At 63.9% G+C, this 24710-nt stretch carries 19 protein-coding genes; 13 read left to right on the top strand and 6 right to left on the bottom strand.

Going from position 1 to position 24710, the window contains the following annotated elements:
* Positions 1 to 15: 15 nt before the first annotated feature.
* Positions 16 to 285 (bottom strand): metal/formaldehyde-sensitive transcriptional repressor, encoded by a 270-nt coding sequence (locus tag C266_RS21055; RefSeq protein ID WP_036663987.1) that lies wholly within the window; start codon positions 283 to 285, stop codon positions 16 to 18.
* Between the two features lie 122 nt (positions 286 to 407).
* Between C266_RS21055 and C266_RS21050 the strand changes: the two genes are divergently transcribed.
* A complete protein-coding gene (locus C266_RS21050) occupies positions 408 to 1310 on the top strand; it encodes a nickel/cobalt efflux protein RcnA (RefSeq protein WP_010806780.1) in 903 nt (300 codons plus the stop codon).
* A gap of 98 nt (positions 1311 to 1408) precedes the next feature.
* A complete protein-coding gene (locus C266_RS21045; protein WP_010806779.1) occupies positions 1409 to 2269 on the top strand; it encodes a class I SAM-dependent methyltransferase in 861 nt (286 codons plus the stop codon).
* 144 nt (positions 2270 to 2413) lie between these two features.
* Here the strand turns inward: C266_RS21045 and C266_RS21040 are convergent, their stop codons facing one another.
* A complete protein-coding gene (locus C266_RS21040) occupies positions 2414 to 3292 on the bottom strand; it encodes a LysR substrate-binding domain-containing protein (RefSeq protein ID WP_010806778.1) in 879 nt (292 codons plus the stop codon).
* A gap of 190 nt (positions 3293 to 3482) precedes the next feature.
* Here C266_RS21040 and C266_RS21035 point away from each other — a divergent pair, with 190 nt between their 5' ends.
* The 7 genes from C266_RS21035 (at position 3483) to metC (ending at position 10226) form a co-directional block, all read left to right on the top strand.
* Positions 3483 to 4307, top strand: a complete 825-nt coding sequence (locus C266_RS21035; RefSeq protein WP_010806777.1) for a transporter substrate-binding domain-containing protein — start codon at positions 3483 to 3485, stop codon at positions 4305 to 4307.
* Positions 4308 to 4322: 15 nt separating this feature from the next.
* Positions 4323 to 5015 (top strand): amino acid ABC transporter permease, encoded by a 693-nt coding sequence (locus C266_RS21030; protein WP_010806776.1) that lies wholly within the window; start codon positions 4323 to 4325, stop codon positions 5013 to 5015.
* A 4-nt stretch (positions 5016 to 5019) separates the two neighbouring features.
* Positions 5020 to 5712 (top strand): amino acid ABC transporter permease, encoded by a 693-nt coding sequence (locus tag C266_RS21025; RefSeq protein ID WP_010806775.1) that lies wholly within the window; start codon positions 5020 to 5022, stop codon positions 5710 to 5712.
* 29 nt (positions 5713 to 5741) lie between these two features.
* Positions 5742 to 6515: an amino acid ABC transporter ATP-binding protein gene (locus C266_RS21020; RefSeq protein ID WP_010806774.1), complete on the top strand. Its 774-nt coding sequence runs from the start codon at positions 5742 to 5744 to the stop codon at positions 6513 to 6515.
* Positions 6516 to 6592: 77 nt separating this feature from the next.
* Complete coding sequence (locus C266_RS21015; RefSeq protein ID WP_010806773.1) at positions 6593 to 7189, top strand: cysteine dioxygenase family protein; 597 nt, start codon at positions 6593 to 6595, stop codon at positions 7187 to 7189.
* 157 nt (positions 7190 to 7346) lie between these two features.
* Positions 7347 to 8948, top strand: a complete 1602-nt coding sequence (locus C266_RS21010) for a rhodanese-like domain-containing protein (protein ID WP_010806772.1) — start codon at positions 7347 to 7349, stop codon at positions 8946 to 8948.
* An 87-nt stretch (positions 8949 to 9035) separates the two neighbouring features.
* Entirely contained in the window at positions 9036 to 10226 is a 1191-nt protein-coding gene (metC, locus tag C266_RS21005; RefSeq protein WP_010806771.1) for a cystathionine beta-lyase, read from the top strand.
* A gap of 40 nt (positions 10227 to 10266) precedes the next feature.
* Here the strand turns inward: metC and blaPNC are convergent, their stop codons facing one another.
* The 3 genes from blaPNC to C266_RS20990 all read right to left on the bottom strand — a co-directional run bounded on the left by blaPNC (position 10267) and on the right by C266_RS20990 (position 13794).
* Positions 10267 to 11496, bottom strand: coding sequence for a PNC family class C beta-lactamase (gene blaPNC, locus C266_RS21000; RefSeq protein WP_010806770.1), 1230 nt, complete (start codon positions 11494 to 11496; stop codon positions 10267 to 10269).
* 535 nt (positions 11497 to 12031) lie between these two features.
* The gene (locus C266_RS27810) at positions 12032 to 12364 is read right to left on the bottom strand and encodes a DUF3331 domain-containing protein (RefSeq protein ID WP_010806769.1); all 333 of its coding nucleotides are present in this window, start codon (positions 12362 to 12364) and stop codon (positions 12032 to 12034) included.
* A 137-nt stretch (positions 12365 to 12501) separates the two neighbouring features.
* The gene (locus tag C266_RS20990; protein ID WP_010806768.1) at positions 12502 to 13794 is read right to left on the bottom strand and encodes an NAD(P)/FAD-dependent oxidoreductase; all 1293 of its coding nucleotides are present in this window, start codon (positions 13792 to 13794) and stop codon (positions 12502 to 12504) included.
* Between the two features lie 156 nt (positions 13795 to 13950).
* Here C266_RS20990 and C266_RS20985 point away from each other — a divergent pair, with 156 nt between their 5' ends.
* The 3 genes from C266_RS20985 (at position 13951) to C266_RS20975 (ending at position 16394) form a co-directional block, all read left to right on the top strand.
* Positions 13951 to 14610 carry a TetR/AcrR family transcriptional regulator gene (locus C266_RS20985; RefSeq protein ID WP_010806767.1) on the top strand — a complete coding sequence of 220 codons (660 nt, stop codon included), beginning with the start codon at positions 13951 to 13953 and terminating at the stop codon, positions 14608 to 14610.
* A 97-nt stretch (positions 14611 to 14707) separates the two neighbouring features.
* The gene (locus C266_RS20980) at positions 14708 to 15061 is read left to right on the top strand and encodes a RidA family protein (protein WP_010806766.1); all 354 of its coding nucleotides are present in this window, start codon (positions 14708 to 14710) and stop codon (positions 15059 to 15061) included.
* A gap of 100 nt (positions 15062 to 15161) precedes the next feature.
* Complete coding sequence (locus C266_RS20975; protein ID WP_010806765.1) at positions 15162 to 16394, top strand: FAD-binding oxidoreductase; 1233 nt, start codon at positions 15162 to 15164, stop codon at positions 16392 to 16394.
* Positions 16395 to 16417: 23 nt separating this feature from the next.
* On the opposite strand, the gene C266_RS20970 is transcribed toward C266_RS20975, so the two are convergent.
* On the bottom strand, positions 16418 to 18067 hold the full coding sequence (locus C266_RS20970) for an SH3 domain-containing C40 family peptidase (RefSeq protein ID WP_010806764.1): 1650 nt from the start codon (positions 18065 to 18067) through the stop codon (positions 16418 to 16420).
* A 275-nt stretch (positions 18068 to 18342) separates the two neighbouring features.
* Here C266_RS20970 and uvrA point away from each other — a divergent pair, with 275 nt between their 5' ends.
* Complete coding sequence (gene uvrA / locus C266_RS20965; RefSeq protein ID WP_010806763.1) at positions 18343 to 24273, top strand: excinuclease ABC subunit UvrA; 5931 nt, start codon at positions 18343 to 18345, stop codon at positions 24271 to 24273.
* Positions 24274 to 24710 lie beyond the last annotated feature (437 nt).

Raw genomic sequence — 24710 nt, 5'->3', positions numbered from 1 at the left:
GGCACACAGTGGGGGTTATTTCAGGTAGGCCTTGATGACATGCAGCACCGGGTCCAGCTCGGCCTCGCGATTCGCCAGTTCAGGCTCGTTGACGAGATGATCGACGAGATGCCCTTCGATGACGGCAGCCATCAGGCCGTTCACGGCGCCGCGAATGGCGGCGATCTGCTGCAGGATCTCGACGCAATCGCCCTCTTGGTCCAACTGGCGCTCAAGCGCCTGCGTCTGCCCTTGAATGCGACGAACGCGTGCCAACAGCTTGTTCTTGTCTCGAATCGTATGCACGGGCGGGTCGCGCTCCTGTTTCAGGTTGGCCAAATCGCGAAAAACTCTAACACAAAAATACTATAGGGGAGTATATTGGCGGCCGCCGTCCCTTCTCTTTTCCATAGTTCGTGAGATGTCACATGACCGAGTTCTCGACCCTACTTCAGCAAGGTAACGCCTGGTTGTTCGTCCCCAGCGCCATCTTGCTCGGCGCGCTGCATGGGCTGGAACCGGGGCATTCCAAAACGATGATGGCGGCGTTCATTGTCGCCATTCGCGGCACTGTGGGGCAGGCGGTGCTGCTCGGTCTGTCGGCGACGGCGTCGCATACCGCTGTGGTGTGGCTGGTCGCATTTGCCGGGCTGTACTTCGGACGCAACTGGGACGCCGACGCCTCCGAGCCGTACTTTCAACTCGCGTCGGGTGTCCTGATTCTGGCAGTCGCCGGCTGGATGCTCTGGCGCACGTGGCGCGACAACGCTCGGGCGCATGCGCACGACCATGACCATGATCATGATCATGATCATGATCATAACCACGGCCACGACCACAGCCACGACCACAGCCACGACCACGGCCATGACCACGGCCATGACCACGGCCACGCTCACGCGTCGCATTCACATTCGCATGGCGTCGACCTGTCCTCGGATGATTATCAGGATGCCCACGAGCGTGCCCATGCCCGGGACATTCAGAAGCGGTTCACCGGCCGCGAAGTCACGACCGGCCAGATTGTCATGTTCGGCCTGACGGGCGGCCTGGTGCCGTGTCCGGCATCGATCACGGTCTTGCTGCTCTGCCTGCAACTCAAGCGCTTTGCGTTGGGTGCGGGGCTAGTGCTGTGCTTCAGCATCGGGCTTGCGATGACGATGGTCGCGTCCGGTGCACTGGCGGCGCTCAGCGTGCGGCATGTGTCGCGCCGGTGGAGCGGCTTCGGCGACTTCGCGCGCAAGGCACCGTACTTCTCGGGCGGCCTGATCATTCTGGTCGGGCTGTACGTCGGCTATCAAGGCGCGGCTCATCTCTTCTTCAAAGGCTAGCCGGAACACTATCGCCGGCCGTGAGCGATTTCCCGGCAGCGTTGCCGTAGCTGTGCAAGAATCGATGCATCCCGTACCTGACCCACGAGGTATGCGCCATGACCGATCACAAAGCCATCGCCCCCGACAGCACGGCAGCGCGCGTAGCACTATGGCGTGCGCTGCATCTCGAAGTCGACGCCACGCCACACGTACTCACCGACGACATTGGTCTGAAGCTGCTTGAACCACCGGACGATTGGCGTGAGCGCGGCGACATGGACCCCGAGTTCACGCGCCCATTTCGCGCGTCCATCGTTGCCCGTGCTCGCTTCATCGAAGACCTCGTGATGGAGCAACTGCGGCACGGCGTCACCCAGTATGTGATTCTTGGCGCGGGCCTCGATAGCTTTGCGCAGCGGCACCCCGAACTCGCCGCATCGCTCACGATCTTCGAAATCGACCGCCCGGGGCCGCAACGCTGGAAGTACGACCGGCTTATCGCATTGGGTTATGGCGTGCAAGACTGGCTTCACTTCGTACCGGTGGATTTCGAGGCCGGACAGTCGTGGCGCGACGCCCTCTTGCAGCACGGCTTCGACGCCAGCCGGCCAGCGGTGATCGTCTCCACAGGCGTGAGCATGTATCTGACCCGTGAGGCGAATGCGTTGACGTTGCGCGAAGTGTCGTCGTTCGCGCCCGGCTCTACGCTGGCCATGACGTTTTTGCTGCCGCTGGAGATGGCCGACCCCGAGGTGCGTCCCGGCCTCGAGATGGCAGAAAAAGGGGCACGCGAGAGCGGCACGCCGTTCATCAGCGTCTTCACACCGCAGGACATGATGGCGTTCGCCCGGGAGAATGGCTTCAAAGACGCGTCGCATGTGTCGGCGGCGACCCTGACCCAACGCTATTTCTCGAACCGCGACGATGGCTTGCGCCCACCGGCCAACGCCGAAGAACTGCTTATCGCAACGACGTAAGCACGCGCCGGTCTCCTTCATCCTGTCGGGCGAAACCGGCAGGATCGCGATATGCCGCGCTGCGGAGTTCCCACAAAAATAACCACGGAGTCGTGTGGCATGACGCTGACCTTGCCGCTGCGCGGATGAGTGCCGGAGCGCCGATTACTCGCCCATCAGAAACGGCGGTCCGAAACGCGTGGCGATGTGCTCCGTCGACTCGAACAGTTCGCGCAGCACCTGGCTGGTACACGTCGGTTGCACGTAGAGATAGAACGCGACGTCGGGCAGGCGGGGCAGACCGTCCGCCTCCGAGAGTACGCGCATGTTGGCGTCGAGCAGCTCGGTCGTGCGGGCCGTGACACCGAGGCCCGCACTGATCGCCGCCTTGATGCCGGTCAGCGTCGGTGAGATGAAGCTCGTGCGCCAAGCGATACCCGCTGCGTTCAGACGTTCGATGGACAGCCGCCGGAACAGGCTCAACTCGTCGGCCATCACGAGCGGTACCGGGGCGGCCGAGTTGAAGATGAAATCGTCAGCGCAGATCCACACCATCGGCGACGTGCGCAGCTTGATCCCCGGAAATCCTTCGTCGTAACGTGTCGAGATCGCCAGATCCAGTTCCTTGTCGCGCAGCGCATCCATGAGGTGCGGGCTACGTCCGACGTTGATCTCCAACTGCAACTCCGCCGAGAGTTTCGACAGCCGTCGCAACATGCTGGGCAGGATCGAATCGGCCACATCGTGCGGCGAGCCGATGCGCAGTTTCTCCGCCGGGCCGCGCGTGTGCATGACCTGCACGGCCTGATCGTTGAGCGCAAGAATCTTGTTCGCATAGGCAACGAGCCGCATGCCGTCGGCCGTCATCGTCTTCTGCCGCCCCTGCTTCTCGAATAGCGCACACCCCATTTCCTGCTCCAGCCGCTGCATCTGCTGTGTGATGGCGGACTGCGTGCGACCCACGCGCGCGGCGGCCGCCACGAAGGTTTCGTGCTGTGCAATCGCCACGAAAGTACGCAACAGATCGATGTCGAGGTTTCGCATGGTCGTTTGGGCCGATACTTCAGAAACACTAATGTTTTTAAGATAAAAATTAAATTGTTCTCAGGAATTTTGGTCGATAACCTGCCTAACACTCAAGCAATATTTATGTGACCGGGGCGGAAGCCGGCGTTGACCGGTCCCCCGCTAATCGATTCGCCCCCTCAGGTCGAACTCAAGGAGACTCAGGATCATGTGGCAAAGACACCTTGCAGCCGCGCTGTTCGCGACACTCGCCATGACGGGCGTCGCGCGCGCCGACCAACTGGCTGACATCAAGGCTCGCGGCACGCTCGTTTGCGGCACGCAGAACGCCAGCGAACCGTATGCGTTCCCCGACGCCGCCACGCGCAAGATCGTCGGCTTCGACGTCGACGTGTGCCGCGCGATCGCCAAGGGGCTCGGCGTGAAGCTCGAACACCGTGCCCTGTCGACCGACGCCCGTATTCCCGAACTCAAGACGCGCCGCGTCGACGTGCTCGCGGCCGCTGTCGCCTGGATGCCTGCGCGCGCCGCACAGGTCGACTTCAGCGACCAGTACTTCGTCGCGCCGATCCGCGTGCTGGTGCGCGCCGACTCGCCGTTGCAAACGCTCGATCAACTCGCGGGCAAGAAGATTGCCGCGTCCGAGGGTTCCAGCTCGGCCGCCGTGTCCGTCACACGTCTGCCCGACTCGAACCTGCTGACCTTCCACGACATCTCGTCGGCGTTCCTCGCGCTGCAACAGGGCAAGGTCGAAGGTCTGGTGGCGGGTCAACTGATTCTGGCGCGCTTTGCCAACGAAGCGGCGGCCAAGGGCGGCCAGCAGTATCGCTTGCTCGCCAAGCCGGTCTTCGAAGAGCGCTGGGGCGTGGTGATGAACAAGAACGAACCGGCATTGCTCGCTGCTGTGAACAAGATCCTGCTCGATTACGACAAGTCGAACGGCTTGCAGGAGAGCTTCGACAAGTGGCTCGGCAGCAAGTCGGTCTACAAGTTCACGCGCGACTATAAGGTCGAGCCGATCAAGGTGCAGTAAGCGAGACGACGCGCAATGTTCGATCTCTCGTTTTTGCTCGAAGACGGCTACCTGAAGCTGCTTCGCGACGGTGTGCTGACCACGCTCCGGCTGTTCGTGGTGTCGGGCCTGCTGTCCATCGTGGTGGGCATCACGCTCACCACGCTGCGCGCCCTGCCGGTCAAGCTCTTCAAGGGTTTCGTGATCGTGGTGGTGGAGTACCACCGCAACGTGCCTGTGCTGGTGCAGATCCTCGTGTGGTATTTCGGCGTGCCGCAACTGCTGCCAGAAGGCCTGCGCGACTGGATCAACGCAGGCAACACCGAGTTCTTCTTCGCGACGATCGCGCTGTCGCTCAACGCCGGCGCGTTCATTTCGGAAGACCTGCGCTCGGGGTTGCGCGCGATTCCGCACACGCAACAGGAAGCCGCGTGGTCCATCGGTCTTACGTATTTGCAGTCGTTCCGTTACGTCATCCTGCCGCAGGGCATTCGCGTGGCATTGCCCGCATTGCTCAATCAGGCACTGCTGCTCTTCAAGAACAGTTCGCTGGCGATGGCGATCGGCGTGCACGAATTGCTGTACCGCACGCGTCAGATCGATAACCTGACCTTCCGCACCTTCGATGTGTTTCTGGTGGCGACGATCCTGTATCTGATCGGCACGCTGGCCTTGATGGCGCTCTCCGAGCACTTCGCCAAACGCCGCACGGCGCCCTCGGGAGTCTGAGACGATGTACGAGATTTTGCATGACTATCTCGCGTTGTTCCTCGTCGGGAGCTGGCCTAACGGCCCGCTCGGCGGCGTGGCGATCACGCTCATTCTCTCGGCGCTCGGGCTGGTGATCTCGTTCCCCATCTCGGTCGTGATCGGCATGGCGCAGGTTTCGCCGTGGCGCTGGATGCGTCGCGTGGCCGGCGTCTGGACACGGCTGGTGCGCGGCATTCCGCTGCTGATGATCATCTTCTGGGCGTACTTCGCCGTGCCGCTGCTCGTGGGCGCCGAGGTGTCGGCGTTCACCACGGCCGTGTGCGCGATTATCGTCTACGAAAGCGCCTTCTTGTCGCAGATCGTGCGCGCCGGCCTTGAGGGCTTGCCGCGCGGACAGATGGAAGCGGCGCGCTCGAACGGGCTGTCGTGGCTGCAAAGCATGCGTTACGTGCAATTGCCGCAGGCGCTCGCGAACATGCTGCCGTCCATCGTCAATCAGTTCGTGTCGATCATCAAGGCGACATCGCTGGCGTATGTGATTGGGGTGCCCGAGCTGACGTACTCGGCCGCACAGGTCAATACGATCGTGCTGACCAAGCCGCTGCAGACGTTCCTCGTGCTCGCAGCTTTCTATTTCGTGTTGTGTTTCGCCATTTCGCGCTTCGCTGGCTGGCTCGAGCGTCGCATCGCCCGTCAGCGCGCGGGGTTGGCGTGAACGCAGGATTCAAGAAGGAGAACGCGATCATGAGCATGCTCGCATTCGAGAATGTCGATAAGTTCTACGGCGAACATCATGTCCTCAAGGGCATCAACGCCACCATCGGACGCGGCGAAGTCGTTGTCGTTTGCGGGCCGTCGGGCTCGGGAAAATCGACGCTGATTCGCACCGTCACGCGGCTCGAAGCTATCCAGAAGGGACGTATCCTGTTCGAAGGCCAGGACGTCACCGCGCGCGACGTGAAGCTCAATCAGTTGCGCGCCCGTATCGGCTTCGTGTTCCAGAGCTTCAACCTGTTTCAGAACCTGTCGGTGCGCCAGAACCTGATTCTCGGGCCGACGAAAGTGCTGGGCATGTCGCGCGACGAAGCGGTCGCTCAGGCGCAGACGCTGCTCGCCAAGGTTGGCCTCGCCCATAAGATCGACGCCATGCCCGCGAACCTCTCGGGCGGTCAGCAGCAGCGTGTGGCGATCGCGCGCGCGCTCGCCATGAAGCCGCCGCTCATGCTGTTCGACGAACCGACGAGCGCGCTCGATCCCGAGATGGTGCAGGAGGTTCTGCAAGTCATGCGTTCGCTGGCCGGCGATGGCCTCACGATGATGATCGTCACGCACGAGATGGGCTTCGCACGCGATGTGTCGAGCCGCGTCTGGTTCATGGATCAGGGCGAGTTGCTCGAAGACTCGCCGCCCGCAGAGTTCTTCAGCCGGCCGAAGCATGCGCGCGCCCAGCGTTTCCTGCAAGACGTGCTGCGTCCGTCGCCGATGATCGGTATGCCGATCGATGCCGTGCCCGCCTGACGGCGAGCCCACAAACATACGACAGCGCCCCGAGCGGGCACTTCGCAAAACAAAGTACTACGGAGAAGACTCTCACCATGTCCACGCCCACCGTTTCCGAACAACGTCAGAGCGTCGTCAGCGACGCGATCAACGCCATGAAGGCCGCACTGGCGCCCGAGGGCGAGACGCGTCCCGCGCTGGCCGCCGTGCTCGATCAGGTCAAATCGCTCGCCGCGCGCACTGCGCTGTGGAGCGAGGCCGATTTCCCGCCGCCGACCGACGGTGAATTGCAAGCGCGCTATCTGATTCACGAAGATGCCGACAAGACCTACGCGCTGTATCTGAACGTCATGCGTCCGGGCAAGAAGATCACGCCGCATAACCACACGACGTGGGCCTGCATCGCGGCGGTCGACGGCGTGGAATACAACTACGTCTACCGTCGTACGGACGACGGCAAGACGCCGGGCGTCGGCACGCTAGAAGTGAGCGACACCGTCGTGGTCGATCCGGGCAATGGCATTGCGCTGGCCTCGGAAGACATTCATGCGGTCGAGATCAAGGGCGAAGCGCCGATTCGTCACCTGCACATGTATGGCCGCGCGCTGGAAACGCTCACCGAGCGCATCACCTTCGATCTTGCCAAGGGCACGTATCAAGTGATGGATATCGGTGTGAAGACTCGCCGCTAATTCCGCAGTGACCGCCGGAGAAGACCGGCGGCGAAATTCCTGACGGCGCGAACGGACTTCGCGCCACCCGCATCACATCGCCCCTGCGGGGGGTGCGGGCCCGCTCATCCCTACGCTTTGGCAATGGCCTGGCGAAACCTGACACCGACGCAACGCTATGACCTCGTTCACTCCTCAATTTGTGCCGTCCGCCCGCCTCAAGGAATGGCTGCACGATGGCGCCGAGATCGCCGTGTTCGACGTGCGTGAGCACGGCCAGTACGGCGAGGCGCATCTCTTCTACGGTGTGACGCTGCCCTACAGCCGGCTCGAAATCGATATCGTGCGGCTGGCCCCGCGTCGCGATGCCCGCGTGGTGGTCTACGACACCGACGCGAGTGTTGCCGTGCAGGCAGCGCAGCGTCTGGCCGCACTCGGCTACACCGGCGTGTACGTGCTCGAAGGCGGCACCGATGCCTGGCAACAGGCCGGCTTCACGTTGTTCGCTGGCGTGAATGTGCCGTCGAAGACGTTCGGTGAACTGGTGGAGATGGCGTATCACACGCCGCGCATCACGGCACGCGACCTGGCGGCGATGCGCGAGCGCGGCGACGACCTGGTGATTCTCGACGGCCGTCCCGTGAGCGAGTACCTGAAAATGACGATCCCGTCGTCGATCTGCTGCCCGAACGGCGAACTGGGCTATCGCATCCGTGAACTGGTGCCGAACCCCACCACGCCTATCGTCGTGAATTGCGCCGGCCGCACACGCAGCATCATCGGCGCGCAGACGCTCATCAACCTGGGTATTCCCAATCCGGTCATGGCGCTGGAGAACGGCACGCAAGGCTGGTATCTGGAAGACCTGCCGCTAGAGCATGGCAGCACGCGCCGCTATCCCGATGCGGTGGCGCCGTCCAGCCTCGCGCAAATGCGCGAAGCGAGTGGCGCGCTGGCCGAGCGGTTCGCGGTGCCGGAAGTCGATGCGTCGACCTTCGCGCAATGGGCATCGGACACGTCGCGCTCGTTGTTCCTGTGCGATGTGCGCACGCCGGAAGAGTTCGCCGCCGGGTCGCTGCCGGGCGCACAGCATACGCCGGGCGGTCAGTTGATTCAGGCGACGGATCAGTACGTGGGCGTGCGCCATGCCCGCGTGGTGCTGTTCGATAACGACGGTGTTCGTGCACCTATCGTCGCAAGCTGGTTGCGCCAGTTGGGCCACGACGCCTATGTGTTGCGCGATGGACTTGCCAGTGGCGCGTCGCTGCCGGTGCGTGCGCCGGCTGTCGAGACGACGTTGCCCGAGATCGATGTCGCTGCGCTTGCCGGTGCGCTGGCCGATGGCAGTGTGACCGTGGTCGATGTGCGTTCGAGCATGAGCTACCGCCGCGAGCATGTCGCTGGCGCGCAGTGGGCGATTCGTCCCCATCTGCCGAATCTGAGCGCGTCGCGTAACATCGTGCTCATTGCGGACGAGCGCGGCGTCGCAGAACTGTTCGCGGCCGATTGGCGCCGTGCGAATGCCGGCGACCCGCGTACGGTCTCGGTGCTCGCTGGCGGCTTCAAAGCATGGGCCGCGGCCGGACACCCGGTCGAGAGCACGCCCGACCTGCCGCCGGACGCCGAGTGCATCGACTATCTGTTCTTCGTGCACGACCGTCACGACGGCAACAAGGCGGCGGCGCGGCAGTATCTGGCGTGGGAGACGGGCCTTCTCGCGCAGCTCGACGAGAAGGAGCGCGGTGCTTTCCGTATTGGTGAGTCTGCCGCCGCGAAGTAAGCTCCGGCACTGGCGTGCGCGTTCTTTTGCGCACGCCACGACACGGCTTTCGAATCGTTCGAATCGTTTTCATCCACGCCCCCGATCATGTCCCGACAATCGCCCCCCAAACGTCTCGCCACCCGCTTAGTCAAGGGCGGTACACATACCACTGTCGTCGGCGGACGCGCCGTCAATCCGCCGGTGGTGCGCGCATCCACCGTGCTGTTCGACACCATGGACGACATGAACGATGCTCGCCGCCGTCGCGGTACAGAGCGCATGTTCACCTACGGCGCTCGCGGTAATCCGACCGGCTTTGCGCTGGAAGACGTCGTTGCCGAGTTGGAAGGCGGCTATCGCACGCGTCTCTTCCCGACGGGGCTCGCGGCGATCTCGATGGTGTTTCTCGCCTACGCGCGTCCGGGCGACCACGTGCTGATCTCAGACTGCGTGTATCAGCCGTTGCGTCACTTCGTAGAGACGTTTCTGAAACCGTGGGGCGTGCACGTGACCTACTTCCGCGCCGACGGCAGCGACGCCGAAGCGCACTTCACGGCGGGCACCAAATTGGTCTACGTGGAAACGCCGGGCTCGCTCGTCTACGAGATGTGCGATATCCCGGCACTGGCCGATCTTGCACACCGTCGCGGCGCGCTGCTTGTGGCCGACAACACGTGGGGCTCCGGCGTGCAGTGCCGTCCTCTCATGCTGGGGGCCGACGTCTCGATCATGGCCGCGACCAAGTACCTGAGTGGTCACTCGGACGTGATGATGGGCACCGTGACCACGACGCAGGAAGTCTGGCAGACGCTCTCCACCATGGCCGATGCGCAAGGGGTGGCGGTGAGTCCGGATGATGCTTATCTTGTGCTGCGCGGCACGCGCACGCTGGCGGCCCGTTTGCAGATGCATGAACGTCATGCGTTGGAGATCGCGCACTGGCTCGAAAGTCTTCCCGACGTCGCCCGCGTGTTCTGTCCGGCGTTGCCGACGCATCCGGGCCACGCATTATGGCAGCGCGATTGCCTCGGTACGAACGGGCTGATTTCGTTCGAGTTCGCCAATGCCACGACGGCGCAAGCGGATCGTTTCGTCGACGCGCTCGAGCTGTTCGGCATCGGCGCGTCGTGGGGCGGCTTCGAGAGTCTGGCGACGGTCACGAACATTGCAGGCACGCGCACGTGCGAGGACTGGACGTCGGCGGGGCCGATCGTGCGTCTGCACATCGGCCTGGAAGATCCGCAGGACCTGATCGAGGATATGACGGCGGCGCTCGAGCAGGTCTTCGGGAAGTAACGCGCAGGCGTCTTCAGGTGTCAGAACACCACAGGCGCTATCACTTTCGTGAAGCTGCGGCAGTGCGTGTGCCGCCGTCGAGCGTCGTCAGGATGTGATGCGCCGCGCGGATGCGCTCGCCCATCGGGTAGTTCTTGTTCGCCAGCAGCACGATGCCCATCTGCTTCGACGGAACGAACGCGACGTAGGTGCCGAAGCCACGCATCGATCCTGTCTTGTTGACCCATGCGGCGGGCGTCGGCGCCATGGGGGGCGAGAGTTCACGCGCGGGCGTTGATTCGCGCGCCATCCGGGCGGAGTTGCCTTCGAGTAGCGCATCCACGCTGACCGGATACGGATACTGCTCCCAAACCAGATCCTGCGTCATCGGCTTGTCGGCGAAATAGCCGGTGTGTGTCGCGTGGATTGCCTGTTGCAGTGAGTTGTCGCGCACGGGCGTTCCGAGGTTGGCTCGCACGAACCGCAGCAAATCGCTCGCGGTGGTTTTCACGCCGTAGGCTTCCTTTTCGAACACCGCTGGCGTGACGCGCACGGGCTTGTCGTCTTTCCCGTAACCCCATGCGTAATTCGCCTGTTGATCTTCCGGCACGCGGATGAAGGTGTGTTTCATGTCCAGCGGTTTGAAGACGTGCTCGGTGACGAGCGTGGAGAAGTCGCCATGCATGGCGCGCGCAGTGATCCAGCCGAACGCGCCGAGGCTCACATTCGAATAGGTGCGCACGGTGCCTGTCGGCTGCGCCGGTTTCCACGCCTTGAGGTACTGGAGGATCTGGTCGATGTTGTGGATATCGTCGGGCACCTGAAGCGGCATGCCGCCAGTGGTGTGCGTGCCGAGATTCACCAGCTTCACGTCACCGAACGGGGTGCCGGCGAGTTCGGGCACGAAGCGGCTGGTCTTGTCCGTGAGCGAGAGCGCACCGGTGGTTTGCGCGTAGGCCGCGAGCGTTGCGGTGAAGGTCTTGCTGACGGAACCGATTTCGAAAAGCGTGTCGGCTGTGACAGGCTTCTTGGTGGCTTTGTCCGCTACGCCATAGTTAAAGACATAGGTCCGGCCGTCGAAGACGACGCCGACCGCCATACCTGGAATGTTCTGCCTGGCCATGAGCGGGGTGATTGTCTTGTCGACGAGCGCTTTGATTTCGGCTTGCCGGGGCTCGGTGGGGGCTGCGGCACCGCGCTCGGCAGCGTAACTATGGGCGCTGAACGCCATCCAACCAATGGCGGTCGTCGCCGCGAGCGCGGCACAAAGGGTGAGGTAGGGTCTTGTCATCGAGGGTCGTCTCCGTGTGGGGAGGCTCTTCGGACGGAAAGGCGCCGAGGCGATTCAGCGTCACTGTAAAGCGGGGCGAGCCATGCCCGAAGCGTAATCGCATATGGGTGTCCATAGGCGATATGGCCTCGTAACGGACGTAACCGATGTAATGGATGCAACGCGGGGCGCATAAGGCGCGAGTGCATCATGCACTGCGCCTATCGGTCTGTGCTTCCCCGTTCGGGTGCTGCTTAATCGAACGTCAGGCGAATGTCCTTCAGCACTTCCACATCTCCCATACACAATTCGCAGACATCGCCAGATGTCGACGGGCAGCACCCGGGGTAGGTTCAGAGAGGCAGGAATGTGGGAGGCAATGCTCCACTGAATGCGGAGCGTTGTCAGAAGGGACAGATGATCGTAGACCAGGACGAATCGGGGATCGGGGATCGGGGATCCGTCCCGCCGGGTGCGGGTGCAGCGTCCTTGATGAAAACACGACTTCGCGGAGTACACCCCGGCAGCAGATCCGCGCGGGGTGCCGGTCGTCGTCTTACGCCGGTTCGAGTTCGCGGCTCAGCGATGCACGCATGACGCGAATGGCGTCGGCCGAGATCATCGCGTCGGCGTTGAGCGGCGGTACGTCACCGAATAGCGGGCGGTAGACGAAGTCGCCAACGTCGATCGTCTCACCCGTCAACGCACAAATGCCCGGATGATGCGCACGGCGAATGCGCCAGATCTGCGCACCGTAGTTGCCGCCCGTCGCGTCGTTCCACGACACGGTAATCGTCAGTTCGCTGGAGATCTCCAGCACCCGGACGCTGGGCGCGCGTCGCGTGTAGGGAATGACCGGCTGGCACACGACGGGCTCGGCATCGAGCATCGCAACGGTGTGCTGCCAGACACCCTGAGTCCGCAAGGCGCTGCGTGACGTGCGCGAGGCACGGGAGGTCGGGGATGTCCCCTGGGCGCGGCTGCTGCCGCTTCGGTTGGGGCAATTGGTTCGGTCGCTTCGCATGGTCAGGCCAGCCGGATACGCGGCCCGCGAAGGCCGCCGAGTTTTTCCGCGCCCAGCAGCACTGTAGCGCGGGCAAACCCGTGCAGTGCATGCTGATGGCGTCGGTACAACATGGCGTGGCTCCATTGCGCAAACTGTCCGCGCACGATGCCACCTTTGAAAAAACCGAAGCGCCCGAGCGTGCCGAACGCGTTGTAGTCAGACAGCGATACCAACGCACCAGGATCGCGATAAGCGAACGGCGGAATTGCGCGGCCTTCGAGCCACGCACCAAGGTGACGGCCCAGATGCGCCGCCTGCTGGGTCGCCACCTGCGCCGTCGGAGGCAACGGGCATTCGCCCTGCGCAAGCGTGAGCGATGCGCAGTCGCCGAGCGCGAAAATCCGCTCGTCCTGCGCGGTTTGCATCGTATTGCGCACCACGATCTGGTTGGCATCGTTGGTGATAAGCCCTCCGATGTCCCGCAGACAGTCCGGGGCTTTCACGCCCGCCGCCCAGACCAGCAGATCGCCGGGAATCAACTGACCGTCATCTCGATAGAAGCCGTCGCGGTCCGCACACACGACGCGTGTGTCCGTCAGTACACGAAAACCCAGACGTTCAAGCTGTGCCTGCGACGCCTCGGACACGTCGGGAGGGAACGCCCCCAGCACACGCGGGCCGCTCTCGACGAGCGTGAGCTTCAGACGCTCGCAAATCTGCGGATCGCCGTAACCGGCGGCCAAGGCAAACGTGCGACTCAACTCGACGGCAAGTTCCACACCCGTGGTGCCGCCGCCGGCGATCACGACACGCAACGCGTCGTCGCTCACGGCACTGCGTAACGCCTTGCAGCGCAACGCCGCATGGAAGGCCTCGGCCTGCGGCTGACTGTCAATGAAATGGCAGACGTCGCGCACGCCCGGCAGACCGGCATCGTCGGCTTGCGAACCGAGCGCGAGCACGAGCGCGTCGTATGGCACGCGACGCTCGCCCAGCAGACGCGAGCCGTCCGGCGCTTCCATCTCCCCCAGCACGACCTCCCGGCGCGAACGGTCCAGCCCGCACATGCGACCCGCCTGATACGTGAAGCCGTTGCTGCATGCATGGGCGAGATACGTCACCTGTGTGTGCGCGCCATCGCGCGTGCCGGCCGCCACGGTATGCAGCATCGGCTTCCAAAGGTGGGTAGGATGACTGTCGACAAGCGTCACGCGTGCAGCACCGGCACGCCCGAGCGTACGGCCCAGACGCGTTGCCAGCCTCAGGCCGGCGATACCGCCACCGACAATCACGATCCGGTTTGCGCGAGACATTTGGGGGGAAATGTCAAATTCAACAAGTGATGAATAAGCGCATAATAGCGAGCGTGGCCCGGGCGTGTCAAATAGCAAATGTCTGGGCAGGCAGGTGCGTTCGGGTCGGGTAGACTTGGCGCATTGCTGTTGCGAATTCGAACACCCCATCGCTCAATGACTCCGAACAAAGCCGTCCCGCAAGCCGCTCCGCCCCGCAAACGCGCACGTGGGCGCCCCACGTGCGATTGCACGCATGGTGCCGACGCGTTGTTACTCAACGCCCGGCGCATCTTCGCGCAGCGAGGGTTCTATGCGAGCAGCGTGCGGCAGATCGCGGAGGCATCCGGTGTCGACGCGGCGCTGATTTCGCACCACTTCGGCTCGAAGGAGGCGCTGTGGGTCGCAGTCGTCGATCAGATCGCATCCCTTACGCACTCGCTCATCGAGCAGACCGATGCGCTGCAGCACTCACCGCTGGGACCGGCCGAGCGTATCGAACAGGCGGTACGCGTGTTCGTGGATGCGGTATTCGAGAATCCCGACGTCGGCATGTTCTTCTCGACCGCAGCGACCGAAGAAGGCGAGCGGCTCGACGTTCTCACGCAACGGCTGGTGCGTCCGTATCGCAACGTGATGGTGCCGCTTGTGGCCGATTGGCTCGAAGCGCAGAAGCGCCCCGTGGCGGACGCCGACGTGATGTTCTTCATGCTCACGTCCGCCATCAGCAAGACGGTTTCGTACCGCCACATGATGGGCCCGTTCCTGCCGCCCGAAGGTATGGCCGATCTCAAGCGCACGGTGCTCGATTGCGCCATGGCGTTGATTCGGCAGTGATCCGGGGATGAAGGGGCGCGCAGGTGTCGTAGGCGTCGTATAAGATAGCGCCACCCGGGCCGACTCCCGGCCCGTTTTCTTCTTACGGTGCCCCCCTATGTCGAACGAAATCAAGCGTCTGCATACCAACGCTCGCATGAGCCAGATCGTGATCGCCAACGGCGTGGTGTATCTGGCCGGTCAGGTGCCGGACACGACCAACGTGCCGGTCACGCAGCAGACCACCGAAATCCTCACCCGTATCGATTCCTTGCTCGCCGAAGCCGGCGTCAACAAGTCGCGTCTGCTGACCGCCAACATCTGGCTGTCCGACGCCAAGCACTTCGCCGAATTCAACGCCGCGTGGGACGCCTGGGTGCCCGAAGGCCACGCACCGACGCGCGCCTGCGTGCAGTCGCCGCTCATGCGCGCCGGTCTTGATGTCGAAATCTCCGTCACCGCGCTGGCTTAATCGCACTGCACGAGCCAGACTCACCGCCGCGCACCTCGTTTGCATCGCGCGTGAGCCTTGCTGCGCCCCCCGCTCCCCCTGACTGTCTGACGCAACGCTCATGAGATTCGACGCGCTAGTGCTTGGTGCCGGAATCGTCGGTGTGTCCGTCGCCGTGCATTTGCAGCGGCGCGGTCTGTCGGTGGCGCTCGTCGACCGCAAGCCGCCGGGCAACGAAACCTCGTTCGGCAACGCCGGGCTGATTCAGCGCGAGGGCGTGTATCCATACGCCTTTCCGCGAGACCTCGGCACGCTGCTGCGCTACGCAGGCAATCGTTCGACGGACGTGCGATATCACCCCTCGGCGATGGCCACGATCGCGCCCTTTCTCGCGCGCTATTGGTACCACTCGGCCCCGAAGCGGCACGCGGAGATCGCGCGTCACTACGGCACACTCATCGCCCATTGCGTGACGGAGCATCGCGAACTCATCGCGGCATCCGGTGCGCAGGATCTGTTGCGTGAGGGCGGTTGGGTCAAGGTCTTCCGCACGGCTGCCGCGATGGATGCCGCCCAACGCGATGCCGAGCGGTGGCGCGAAGAGTACGGCGTGCCGTTCGAGCGGCTTGACGTCTCCCGTCTGCGTGACGACGAGCCCGCGCTCACGCACGCGCTCGTGGGTGGACTACGTTACACGGCGTCGGATTCCGTGAGCGATCCGGGCGCGTTGGTGGCGGCGTATGCACGCCACTTTGCGTCGCTGGGCGGCCGCGTGTTCAACGGTGACGCTACGACTTTGCAGCCGCAGTGGTCGGTGCAGACGCAGGAGGGGCACATCGAAGCGCGACGCGCTGTCATCGCACTCGGACCGTGGGCCGATACGGTGACGTCGGCGCTGGGCTACCGTCTGCCGCTCGCGGTCAAACGCGGCTATCACATGCATTACCGCGCACAACCGGGCGCCCGGCTCAATCAACCGGTGCTCGATGCCGAGCACGGTTTTCTCATCACACCGATGACGCGTGGCATCCGGCTCACCACAGGCGTGGAACTCGGCCTGCGCGACACGCCGCCCACGCCGGTGCAACTGGCCGCCGTCGAACCCCTCGCGCGTGAGACGTTCCCGCTCGGCGAGCGAGTTGACGCCGCGCCGTGGCTCGGCCGACGCCCCTGCACGCCGGACATGATGCCGATCATCGGCCCTGCGCCTTCTCATCGCGGACTGTGGTTCGCGTTCGGTCATGCACACCACGGTCTGACGCTAGGGCCGGTCACGGGCCGCCTGGTGGCCGAGATGATGACGGGCGAGACGCCGGTCGTCGACCCCGCGCCCTTCAGCGCGCTGAGGTTCTGAGTTGCGGGCCGGCGGCGTTGCGCTTATTGCGGCATCTCTTCCGGCGAATCGACGCCCGGTGCGTGTGGCGCGTCTGCGCCCGCCTCGGGAATGTCGCCGCCGATCACACTGATCTCGAACAACGACTTGCCCGCAAGCGAGCGCGCCCCCGGATCTTCCGGATAGGTCTTCAGCAGCGGCAGGATCACCGAGCCGCCGATGACGTCGCGCCGGCTGTTATCCGCCGGCGACAGCCCCCACACGTTCTGATAAGTCATCGGCACGCTTGCGCCGTCGCGCTGGACACTGCCCAAATACAACATGATGTGTCCGTTGATATGAATCAGCGTCATCAGCGCACGGCCGCGCTCGGTCAGCGTGCGCAGTCGCGTATCGATATCCGCCGCGCGCAGATCGGTGCGTTTCCCCGCGCGTAACTGATCCGACGAATGGCGGGGAAGCCACACGCCGAAGGGGGCGAAAAGACTGCGCGTTTCGGCGGAGCAGTCGTTGTAGAACAGCGTGTTGCCCCAGCCGTAAGGACGCCCGATCTGTTGTTTCATTACCTGCGCCATATGACGGGGGGTGAGCGTCCACGGCATCGGCACGATGGTCGACGTGTCGAGCACGGCGGTGCGAATCTGCGCCCGCCGATGGATGTCGGCCACGGGGAACATCGCCGCCTGCCGCCCGTCGCGCAACGACATGAGCGGCAGCACGGTGCCGATCGGCGCAAAGGTCCGGTAGACAGGGGGTGTGGTGCCGGACGATGTGTCGGCAAGTGCTGCGTCGGCGCGCACGATGGCGCCGAGGTTGCGCATTGCGGCGTCGCGCCAGGTCGCGACGAAACGCTCGTCAACCGACGCCACCGTGCGGGCATCCACCCAGCCGGTCAGATCGGGTGAATAGACGAGCAGCCACGCGCCATCGGCGCTGCGGGCGAGCGTGTACACCGGCGTGCCGGGCCGCAGTGCCGAGTCTTGCAGCGCGTCGAACGGATAGCCCTCGCCGGCCTGACGGAAATCGTAGAACGCCGGATCGTTGGTCGGCAGTTGGCGCACCAGCGCGTTGTCGACCGTGATGCCGCGCCGGCGCAGATCGTATTGCCAATCCGCGTGATCGGCAGTGAGTTGTGCCAGCGCCATGTTGGCTTCGATCGCACGATTCCACGCTGCGGTGTGCGGCTGGAAGTTCTCGCCGTAGGTCGTGCGCACGCCGGGGGCGCTGTTGTCGAAACGTCTCACGCGGTGGCCCTGCGAGTCGGCGATCTGCTGCGCACCGGCGGCATTGAGCAGCGATGTCGAGAGCCATGCGCCGTTCCACGGCGACGGGTCGCGCGGCGCGGTGCCGAAGTAGCGCGCACGGAAGGTGTCGAAGCGCCGGCTTTGTGCCTGCGCGGAAAGCAGCGGCTGATCGTAGCCGGGGGCGTCGGGCCGAATCCAGTGATCGACGTCCTGATCGTAATGCTCGATGGGGAAACGGTCGACGTTGTAGCGGGTGAGCGTCGCGGTTGCCGTTGGCGGCGACGATGCCGGGGGAGCATGCGGCGCGCTCGCGCAGGCGGCGAGCATGGTGAGCGGCATGAGGCATGCGAGGAAGCCGGCGCGAAGGCGCGCATTCCCCGGCGTTCGACCCGGCGGGATGTGTGTGGCGGCGTGCAGGATGGCACTGCGTGCGGCAAGGATTGCACCCATGGCGTGCGAAAGAGAGCCCGGAAGCCGCCATGCTACTCCATCGATGCGGGGGCAATCCCGGGCGTTCGAATTAGGAACACCGGTAATGGGGGAATCGATTATGCTGTACAAATATACAGTACAATCGCAGCGTGCCGGGCGAAGCGCAGGATGCTGCCAGCGACTGTCTTATCGGCCTGATACAGTAGTTCCCCCGAGGCGCGCATGCGCGCTGTCAGATGTCACGCTGTTTATCTTCACGCTGTTCATTGTCAATCAAGCGGCCCTGATACCAAGTGGACAAGTCATCCCCGAAACCCGACCCATCGGCAAACCACGCCATTCGCATTCGTGGCGCCCGCCAGCACAACCTCAAGAACCTCGACGTCGATCTCCAGACCGGTGAGATGACGGTCGTGACCGGTCCGTCCGGTTCCGGCAAGTCGAGTCTCGTCTTCGACACGCTGTTTGCCGAGGGCCAGCGTCGCTACGTCGAAACCTTCAGTGCTTACGCGCGCCAGTTCCTCGACCGCATGGATCGTCCGCAGGTCGACCATGTGGAAGGCGTTCCGCCGGCCATCGCCATCGATCAGACCAACCCCGTGCGCAGTTCGCGCTCGACGGTCGGCACGATGACCGAACTCAACGATCACCTCAAGCTGTTGTTCGCCCGCGCGGCGGCGCTGTTCGATCGCGAGACGGCGCAACCCGTGCGTCACGACACGCCTGAGACGATCTACGCCGACTTGATGGCCCGCACTGCCCAAGGCGATCCGCGTCTGGTTGTCACGTTCCCGGTCGAATTGCCGGGCAGCGTTACGGCGGATGAAGTCGAGCAATGGCTGTCGGCGTCGGGCTACACGCGCGTGCAGGCCGAGCGGGAAGTCGCAACGGCCGACGGCACCCGAAAGGTACTCGATGTCGTTGCCGACCGGTTCCGCTTGCAGAACACCGAAAAAGTGCGCGCGATGGAAGCCATCGAGTCGTCGCTCAAGCGCGGTCGCGCGCGGGTGAACGTCTACGTGCTGGCCGACGATGGCGAGCCCGATATCTGGCGCTACTCGCAGGATTTGCACTGCCCCGACAGCGACCTGCACTACGCCGACCCGCAACCGGCGCTCTTCTCGTTCAATTCCGCCTACGGCGCGTGCGAGGCCTGTCGCGGTTTCGGCCGCGTGATCGGCGTCGACCTCGGTCTGGTGATCCCCGACGAGCGCAAGACGCTACGGGGCGGTGCGATCAAGACCATCCAGACACCCGCCTGGAAAGAGATTCAGGACGACCTGCTCGAGTACGCCGGCCGTGCCGGCATTCCGCGCGATACGCCGTGGTCGAAGCTCTCGCCCGAGCATCGCGAGTGGGTCATCGAAGGCGATGCCGACTGGAAAGGCGAGTGGAACAAGCAGTGGTACGGCATTCGCCGCTTCTTCGGGTATCTCGAGTCGAAAGCGTACAAGATGCACATCCGCGTGCTGCTCTCGAAGTACCGCAGCTACACGACCTGCGAGACTTGCGGCGGCGCTCGCCTGAAGACGGAAGGCCTGCTGTGGCGCCTCGGCTCGAAAGAGAACGCCGACGCCGTGCTGCCGCCCGCCCAGCGCTTCATGCCGCGCGGGGTGTCGTGGTCGCGCGAGCAACTCGAAGCGCTGCCGGGCCTCACCATGCACGACCTGATGCTCATGCCGATTTCGCGCGTGCGTCAGTTCTTCGATTCGCTTACCTTGCCGTCGAGCCTGCTCGACGATGCCCTCAAGCTGTTGCAGGAGGAAGTCGGCACGCGTCTGAAGTATCTGTGCGACGTCGGCATCGGCTACCTCACGCTCGACCGCCAGAGCCGTACGCTCTCGGGTGGCGAAGTGCAACGTATCAACCTCACGACGGCGCTTGGCACGTCGCTCGTCAACACGCTCTTCGTGCTGGACGAGCCGAGTATCGGCCTGCATCCACGCGACATGGACCGTATCGTCGCCGCGATGCATCGTCTGCGTGACGCGGGCAATACGCTCGTGGTGGTCGAACACGACCCGGCGGTGATGCTCGCGGCCGACCGCGTGATCGACATGGGACCGGGGCCGGGCGAGCGTGGCGGTCAGATCGTCTTCGATGGCACGCCCGAGGAAGTACGTCACGCCGACACGCTGACCGGCAACTATCTGGGTGGACGAAAGCATGTGGCGAATGCGTCGAACTGGCGGGCGCGTCCGGTCGATGCCGGCACACCGCGTCTGACGTTGAGCGGGGCTCGCGAGCACAACCTCAAGCATGTCGACGTCGAGATTCCGCTCGGCCGCCTCGTGTGTGTGACCGGTGTCTCGGGCTCGGGCAAGTCGACGCTGGTGCAAGACGTGCTCAATCCGGCATTGGCGCGTCACTTTGGCAACCCGACCGAAGCGCCGGGCGCACACGACGAACTCCTCGGTGCCGAACAACTGTCGGGTGTGGTGTTCGTCGATCAGTCGCCCATCGGCAAGACGGCGCGCTCGAACCCGGCAAGCTACGTGGGCGCCTTCGACGAGATTCGCAAACTGTTCGCGGCCGAGCCGGTGGCGCTGCAACGCGGCTACTCCGCGAGCACCTTCAGCTTCAACTCCGGCAACGGACGCTGCCCGACGTGCGGCGGCTCGGGCTTCGAGCACGTGGAGATGCAGTTCCTGAGCGACGTCTATCTGCGTTGCCCGGACTGCGACGGCAAGCGTTATCGCGCCGAAGTGCTCGACGTGAAGATTCGACGCGCCGTGCCGGGCGAGGCGATACGCGAACTGAGCGTGTCGGACGTACTCGAGCTGACGGTCAATGAGGCCGTCAAGCTGTTTTCGTCGGATCGCGATGTGCTGCGGGTGCTTCAGCCGATCGTGGACGTCGGTCTCGAATACGTGAAGCTGGGGCAGCCCGTGCCGACCCTCTCGGGCGGCGAAGCGCAGCGTCTGAAACTGGCGGGCTTCCTCGCGGAAGCTGCGCAGAAGAAGACCGCGAGCGGACAGAAGGTCGCGCATCGCGGTCGTCTTTTCATCTTCGACGAGCCGACGACGGGGCTGCACTTCGACGACATCGCCAAGCTCATGCGGGCGTTCGGCAAGTTGCTCGATGGCGGTAACTCGCTGCTCGTCATCGAACACAACCTCGACGTGGTGCGTGCCGCCGACTGGATCATCGACCTCGGGCCGGAAGGCGGCGAAGGCGGTGGCGAAGTACTGTGCGCGGGCACCCTCGCGCAGGTGATCGCGTGCGAGGGTTCGCATACCGGACGCGCCTTGGCCGACTACGAACGCACGGTGGTCGCGCCGGGGCAAGCGGTGGCGGCGGCCAGACCTGCTGGCGACCCCGGCATGCCGCTGCAAACGGCGTTGCGTGCAGCGCGCGCGCATCGTAAGCCTGCGGGTGGCGATGATATTCGTATCGTCAATGCACGCGAGCACAACTTGAAGTCGCTCGACGTTGCGATTCCGCGCGGCAAGTTCAGTGTGATTACCGGTGTTTCGGGGTCGGGTAAGTCGACGCTCGCGTTCGATATTCTCTTCAACGAAGGGCAGCGCCGTTATCTCGAGTCGCTCAATGCTTATGCGCGGTCCATCGTGCAGCCGGCGGGGCGCCCGGAAGTGGACGCCGTGTACGGCATTCCGCCGACCGTCGCCATCGAGCAGCGTCTGTCGCGCGGCGGGCGCAAGAGTACCGTGGCAACGACGACGGAAGTCTGGCACTTCCTGCGTCTGCTGTACGTCAAGCTCGGCATTCAGCACTGCATTCATGACGGTGCGCCTGTCACAGCGCAGAGTCCGGATTCCATCGTTGCACAACTGATGCGCGACCGTCGCGGCCAGCACGTGGGCTTGCTCGCACCGCTGGTGGTGGGCCGCAAGGGGATTTACACCGATCTGGCGAAGTGGGCCAAGGCGCGCGGGCATTCGCACCTGCGTGTCGATGGCGTGTTCTTGCCGGTCGATCCGTGGCCGAAGCTCGATCGCTTCCGTGAGCACACGATCGAACTGCCGGTGGGCGACGTGGTGATCACGCCCGAGAACGAAGGCTTGCTGCGCACGTTGCTCGCGGCGGCGCTCGAGTTGGGCAAGGGTGTCATGCATCTGCTCGCCCCGCTCGACGGTCTCGGCGACACCATGTCCAATGAACAGCCGGGTGAAGGCGTGGGCGAGATCGAGGTGTTCTCGGTCAAGCGCGCGTGCCCGGTGTGCGGCACGAGCTATCCGGATCTCGATCCGCGCATGTTCTCGTTCAACAGCAAGCACGGCTGGTGTTCGACGTGTGTGGGCACGGGTCTCGCGCTTACGCGCGAGCAGCGCGAAGCGTTCGACGACACGGTGCTCAATCAGGACAACCGGGGGCGTGAGCATTCGCTGCCGTCGCAGGAGCAGGAGCCGGAAGACGTGGGCGATCAGCCGTGTCCGGATTGCCACGGTGCACGGCTCAATACCGTCGCGCGTGCGGTGACGTTCGACGAACACGCGATCTCCGACGTCGCGCAGTGGACCGTGAGCGACGTGCGCGCGTGGATTCAGCAACTCGAACTGCACGGGCGCGATGCGAGCATCGCGCGCGATCTGATCAGCGAGATTCAGGGGCGTCTGGAATTTCTGGAGGAAGTCGGGCTCGGCTACCTCACGCTCGATCGCGCCGCGCCGACGCTCTCGGGCGGCGAGTCGCAACGCATTCGTCTGGCGGCGCAGTTGGGCAGCAACCTGCAGGGCGTTTGCTATGTGCTGGACGAGCCGACCATCGGCTTGCACCCGCGCGATAACGGCATTCTGCTCGGCGCGTTGCGCAAGCTGGGCGATCAGGGCAACACGCTGGTCGTGGTCGAGCATGACGAAGATACGATTCGTCGCGCCGATCACATCATCGACATTGGTCCGGGCGCGGGCAAACGAGGCGGCACGCTCGTCGCGCAGGGCAGTGTGGCCGATCTGGCCGCCCACCCCGAGTCGCTCACCGGCAAGTTCCTGGCGCATCCGTTGCAGCATCCGCTTCAACCGCGCCGTGAGGTGAGGGCGTCTGCCAAGGGTGTCGAGGCGGTGCCGCCGAACTGGCTGGCGGTGCACGGTGCAACGCTGCATAACCTGAAGCACGTGACGGCGTCGTTGCCGTTATCGCGGCTTACGGCGATTACCGGTGTCTCCGGCTCGGGAAAATCGACGTTGGCACGCGACGTGCTGATGACGAACCTGCTCGATGCGGTGGGGCGTTCGGTATTGTCGTCACCGGCGGAGCGACGTGCGCGCAAGGGCACGGTGCGTCATGCAGTGAAAGCGGATGGCAAGCCGCGCGCGAAGTCGGCGGTACCCGCAGAACCGCGCCGTCCGGTGGTGCACGCGTGGCATGGCTGCGAGTCGGTGACCGGCTGGGAGGCGATTGATCGCGTACTCGAAGTCGACCAGACGCCCATCGGCAAGACACCCCGCTCGTGCCCGGCCACATACATCGGCTTCTGGGACACGATTCGACGGCTGTTTGCGGATACGCTCGAAGCACGTGCGCGCGGTTACTCGGCATCGCGATTCTCGTTCAACACAGGCGACGGCCGTTGTCCGGCATGCGAAGGACAAGGCGTACGCACCATCGGCATGAGCTTTCTTGCCGACGTGAAGGTGCTGTGTGACGTGTGTCACGGTCAGCGCTTCAATGCCGAGACGCTTGCCGTCACCTGGCGCGGCAAGAGCATTGGCGATGTGCTGACGATGGAAGTGGACGAAGCCGTCGAATTCTTCGCGTCGATGACGAGCATTGCCCATCCGCTGCAACTGATGAAGGACGTCGGGCTCGGCTATCTCACATTGGGGCAGCCGTCGCCGACGCTGTCGGGCGGCGAAGCGCAACGTATCAAGCTGGTGACGGAGTTGACCAAGGTCCGCGACGACATCACGCGGCGCGGGCAGAAGCCGCCCCACACGCTGTATGTACTCGACGAGCCGACGGTTGGCCTTCACATGGCGGACGTGGCGCGGCTCATCAATGTGCTGCACCGGCTGGTGAACGGCGGGCATACCGTTGTTGTGATCGAGCACAACCTCGATGTGATTGCCGAGGCGGACTGGATCGTCGACATGGGGCCGGAAGGCGGCAAGAACGGCGGGACAGTGGTGGCGGCGATGTCGCCCGATGCGCTGACGAAGGTTGCGGCGAGTCATACCGGTGTTGCGCTCAAACCGGTACTCGCGCAGACGGCGGCGTCCGGGGTATCGACAACGAAGTCGGAGGAAGCCGCCACGGCGAAGTAGCCGGTCGAGTCGACCCTCGGTTCGCGCAGTTCGCGGGCCACATACAGGACGCCTGATGGCGTCCTGTTTTTTGGGGAGGGCCATGGGCGTTCGCAGGACACAGCGGGAGGTGCCGGGGCGACGGATCTTGCGTTGTGCGCTTTCTTGATACGTAACTTGATGAGATGGGTGCTGACCCACAAGGGGGCGTCTGTGGACAAGTCTGTCGATAACACTGTGAGTAAGCTGTGAAGCCCTTGTGGGCAACCCTGTGGATAGCCAGGTGATAGCCGGTGGAAAGCCAGGGGATAAGTCGCCTGAGCAATACAGATAACCGGTGAATATCCTGTGGATAGGTGGTGGATATGCCGTGCACAACCCAGAGCAAGCCGGTGGATTTCCTGTGGATATCCCCGGCTTTTTTCATGAATAAGCTGTGGATTTCCAGTGGAAAAGTT

The organism is Pandoraea sp. SD6-2 (assembly GCF_000389825.1).
Lineage (GTDB): Bacteria > Pseudomonadota > Gammaproteobacteria > Burkholderiales > Burkholderiaceae > Pandoraea > Pandoraea communis.
Note: the sequence above shows the minus strand (reverse complement) of the source record. Positions and strands in the feature narration are given on the sequence as shown.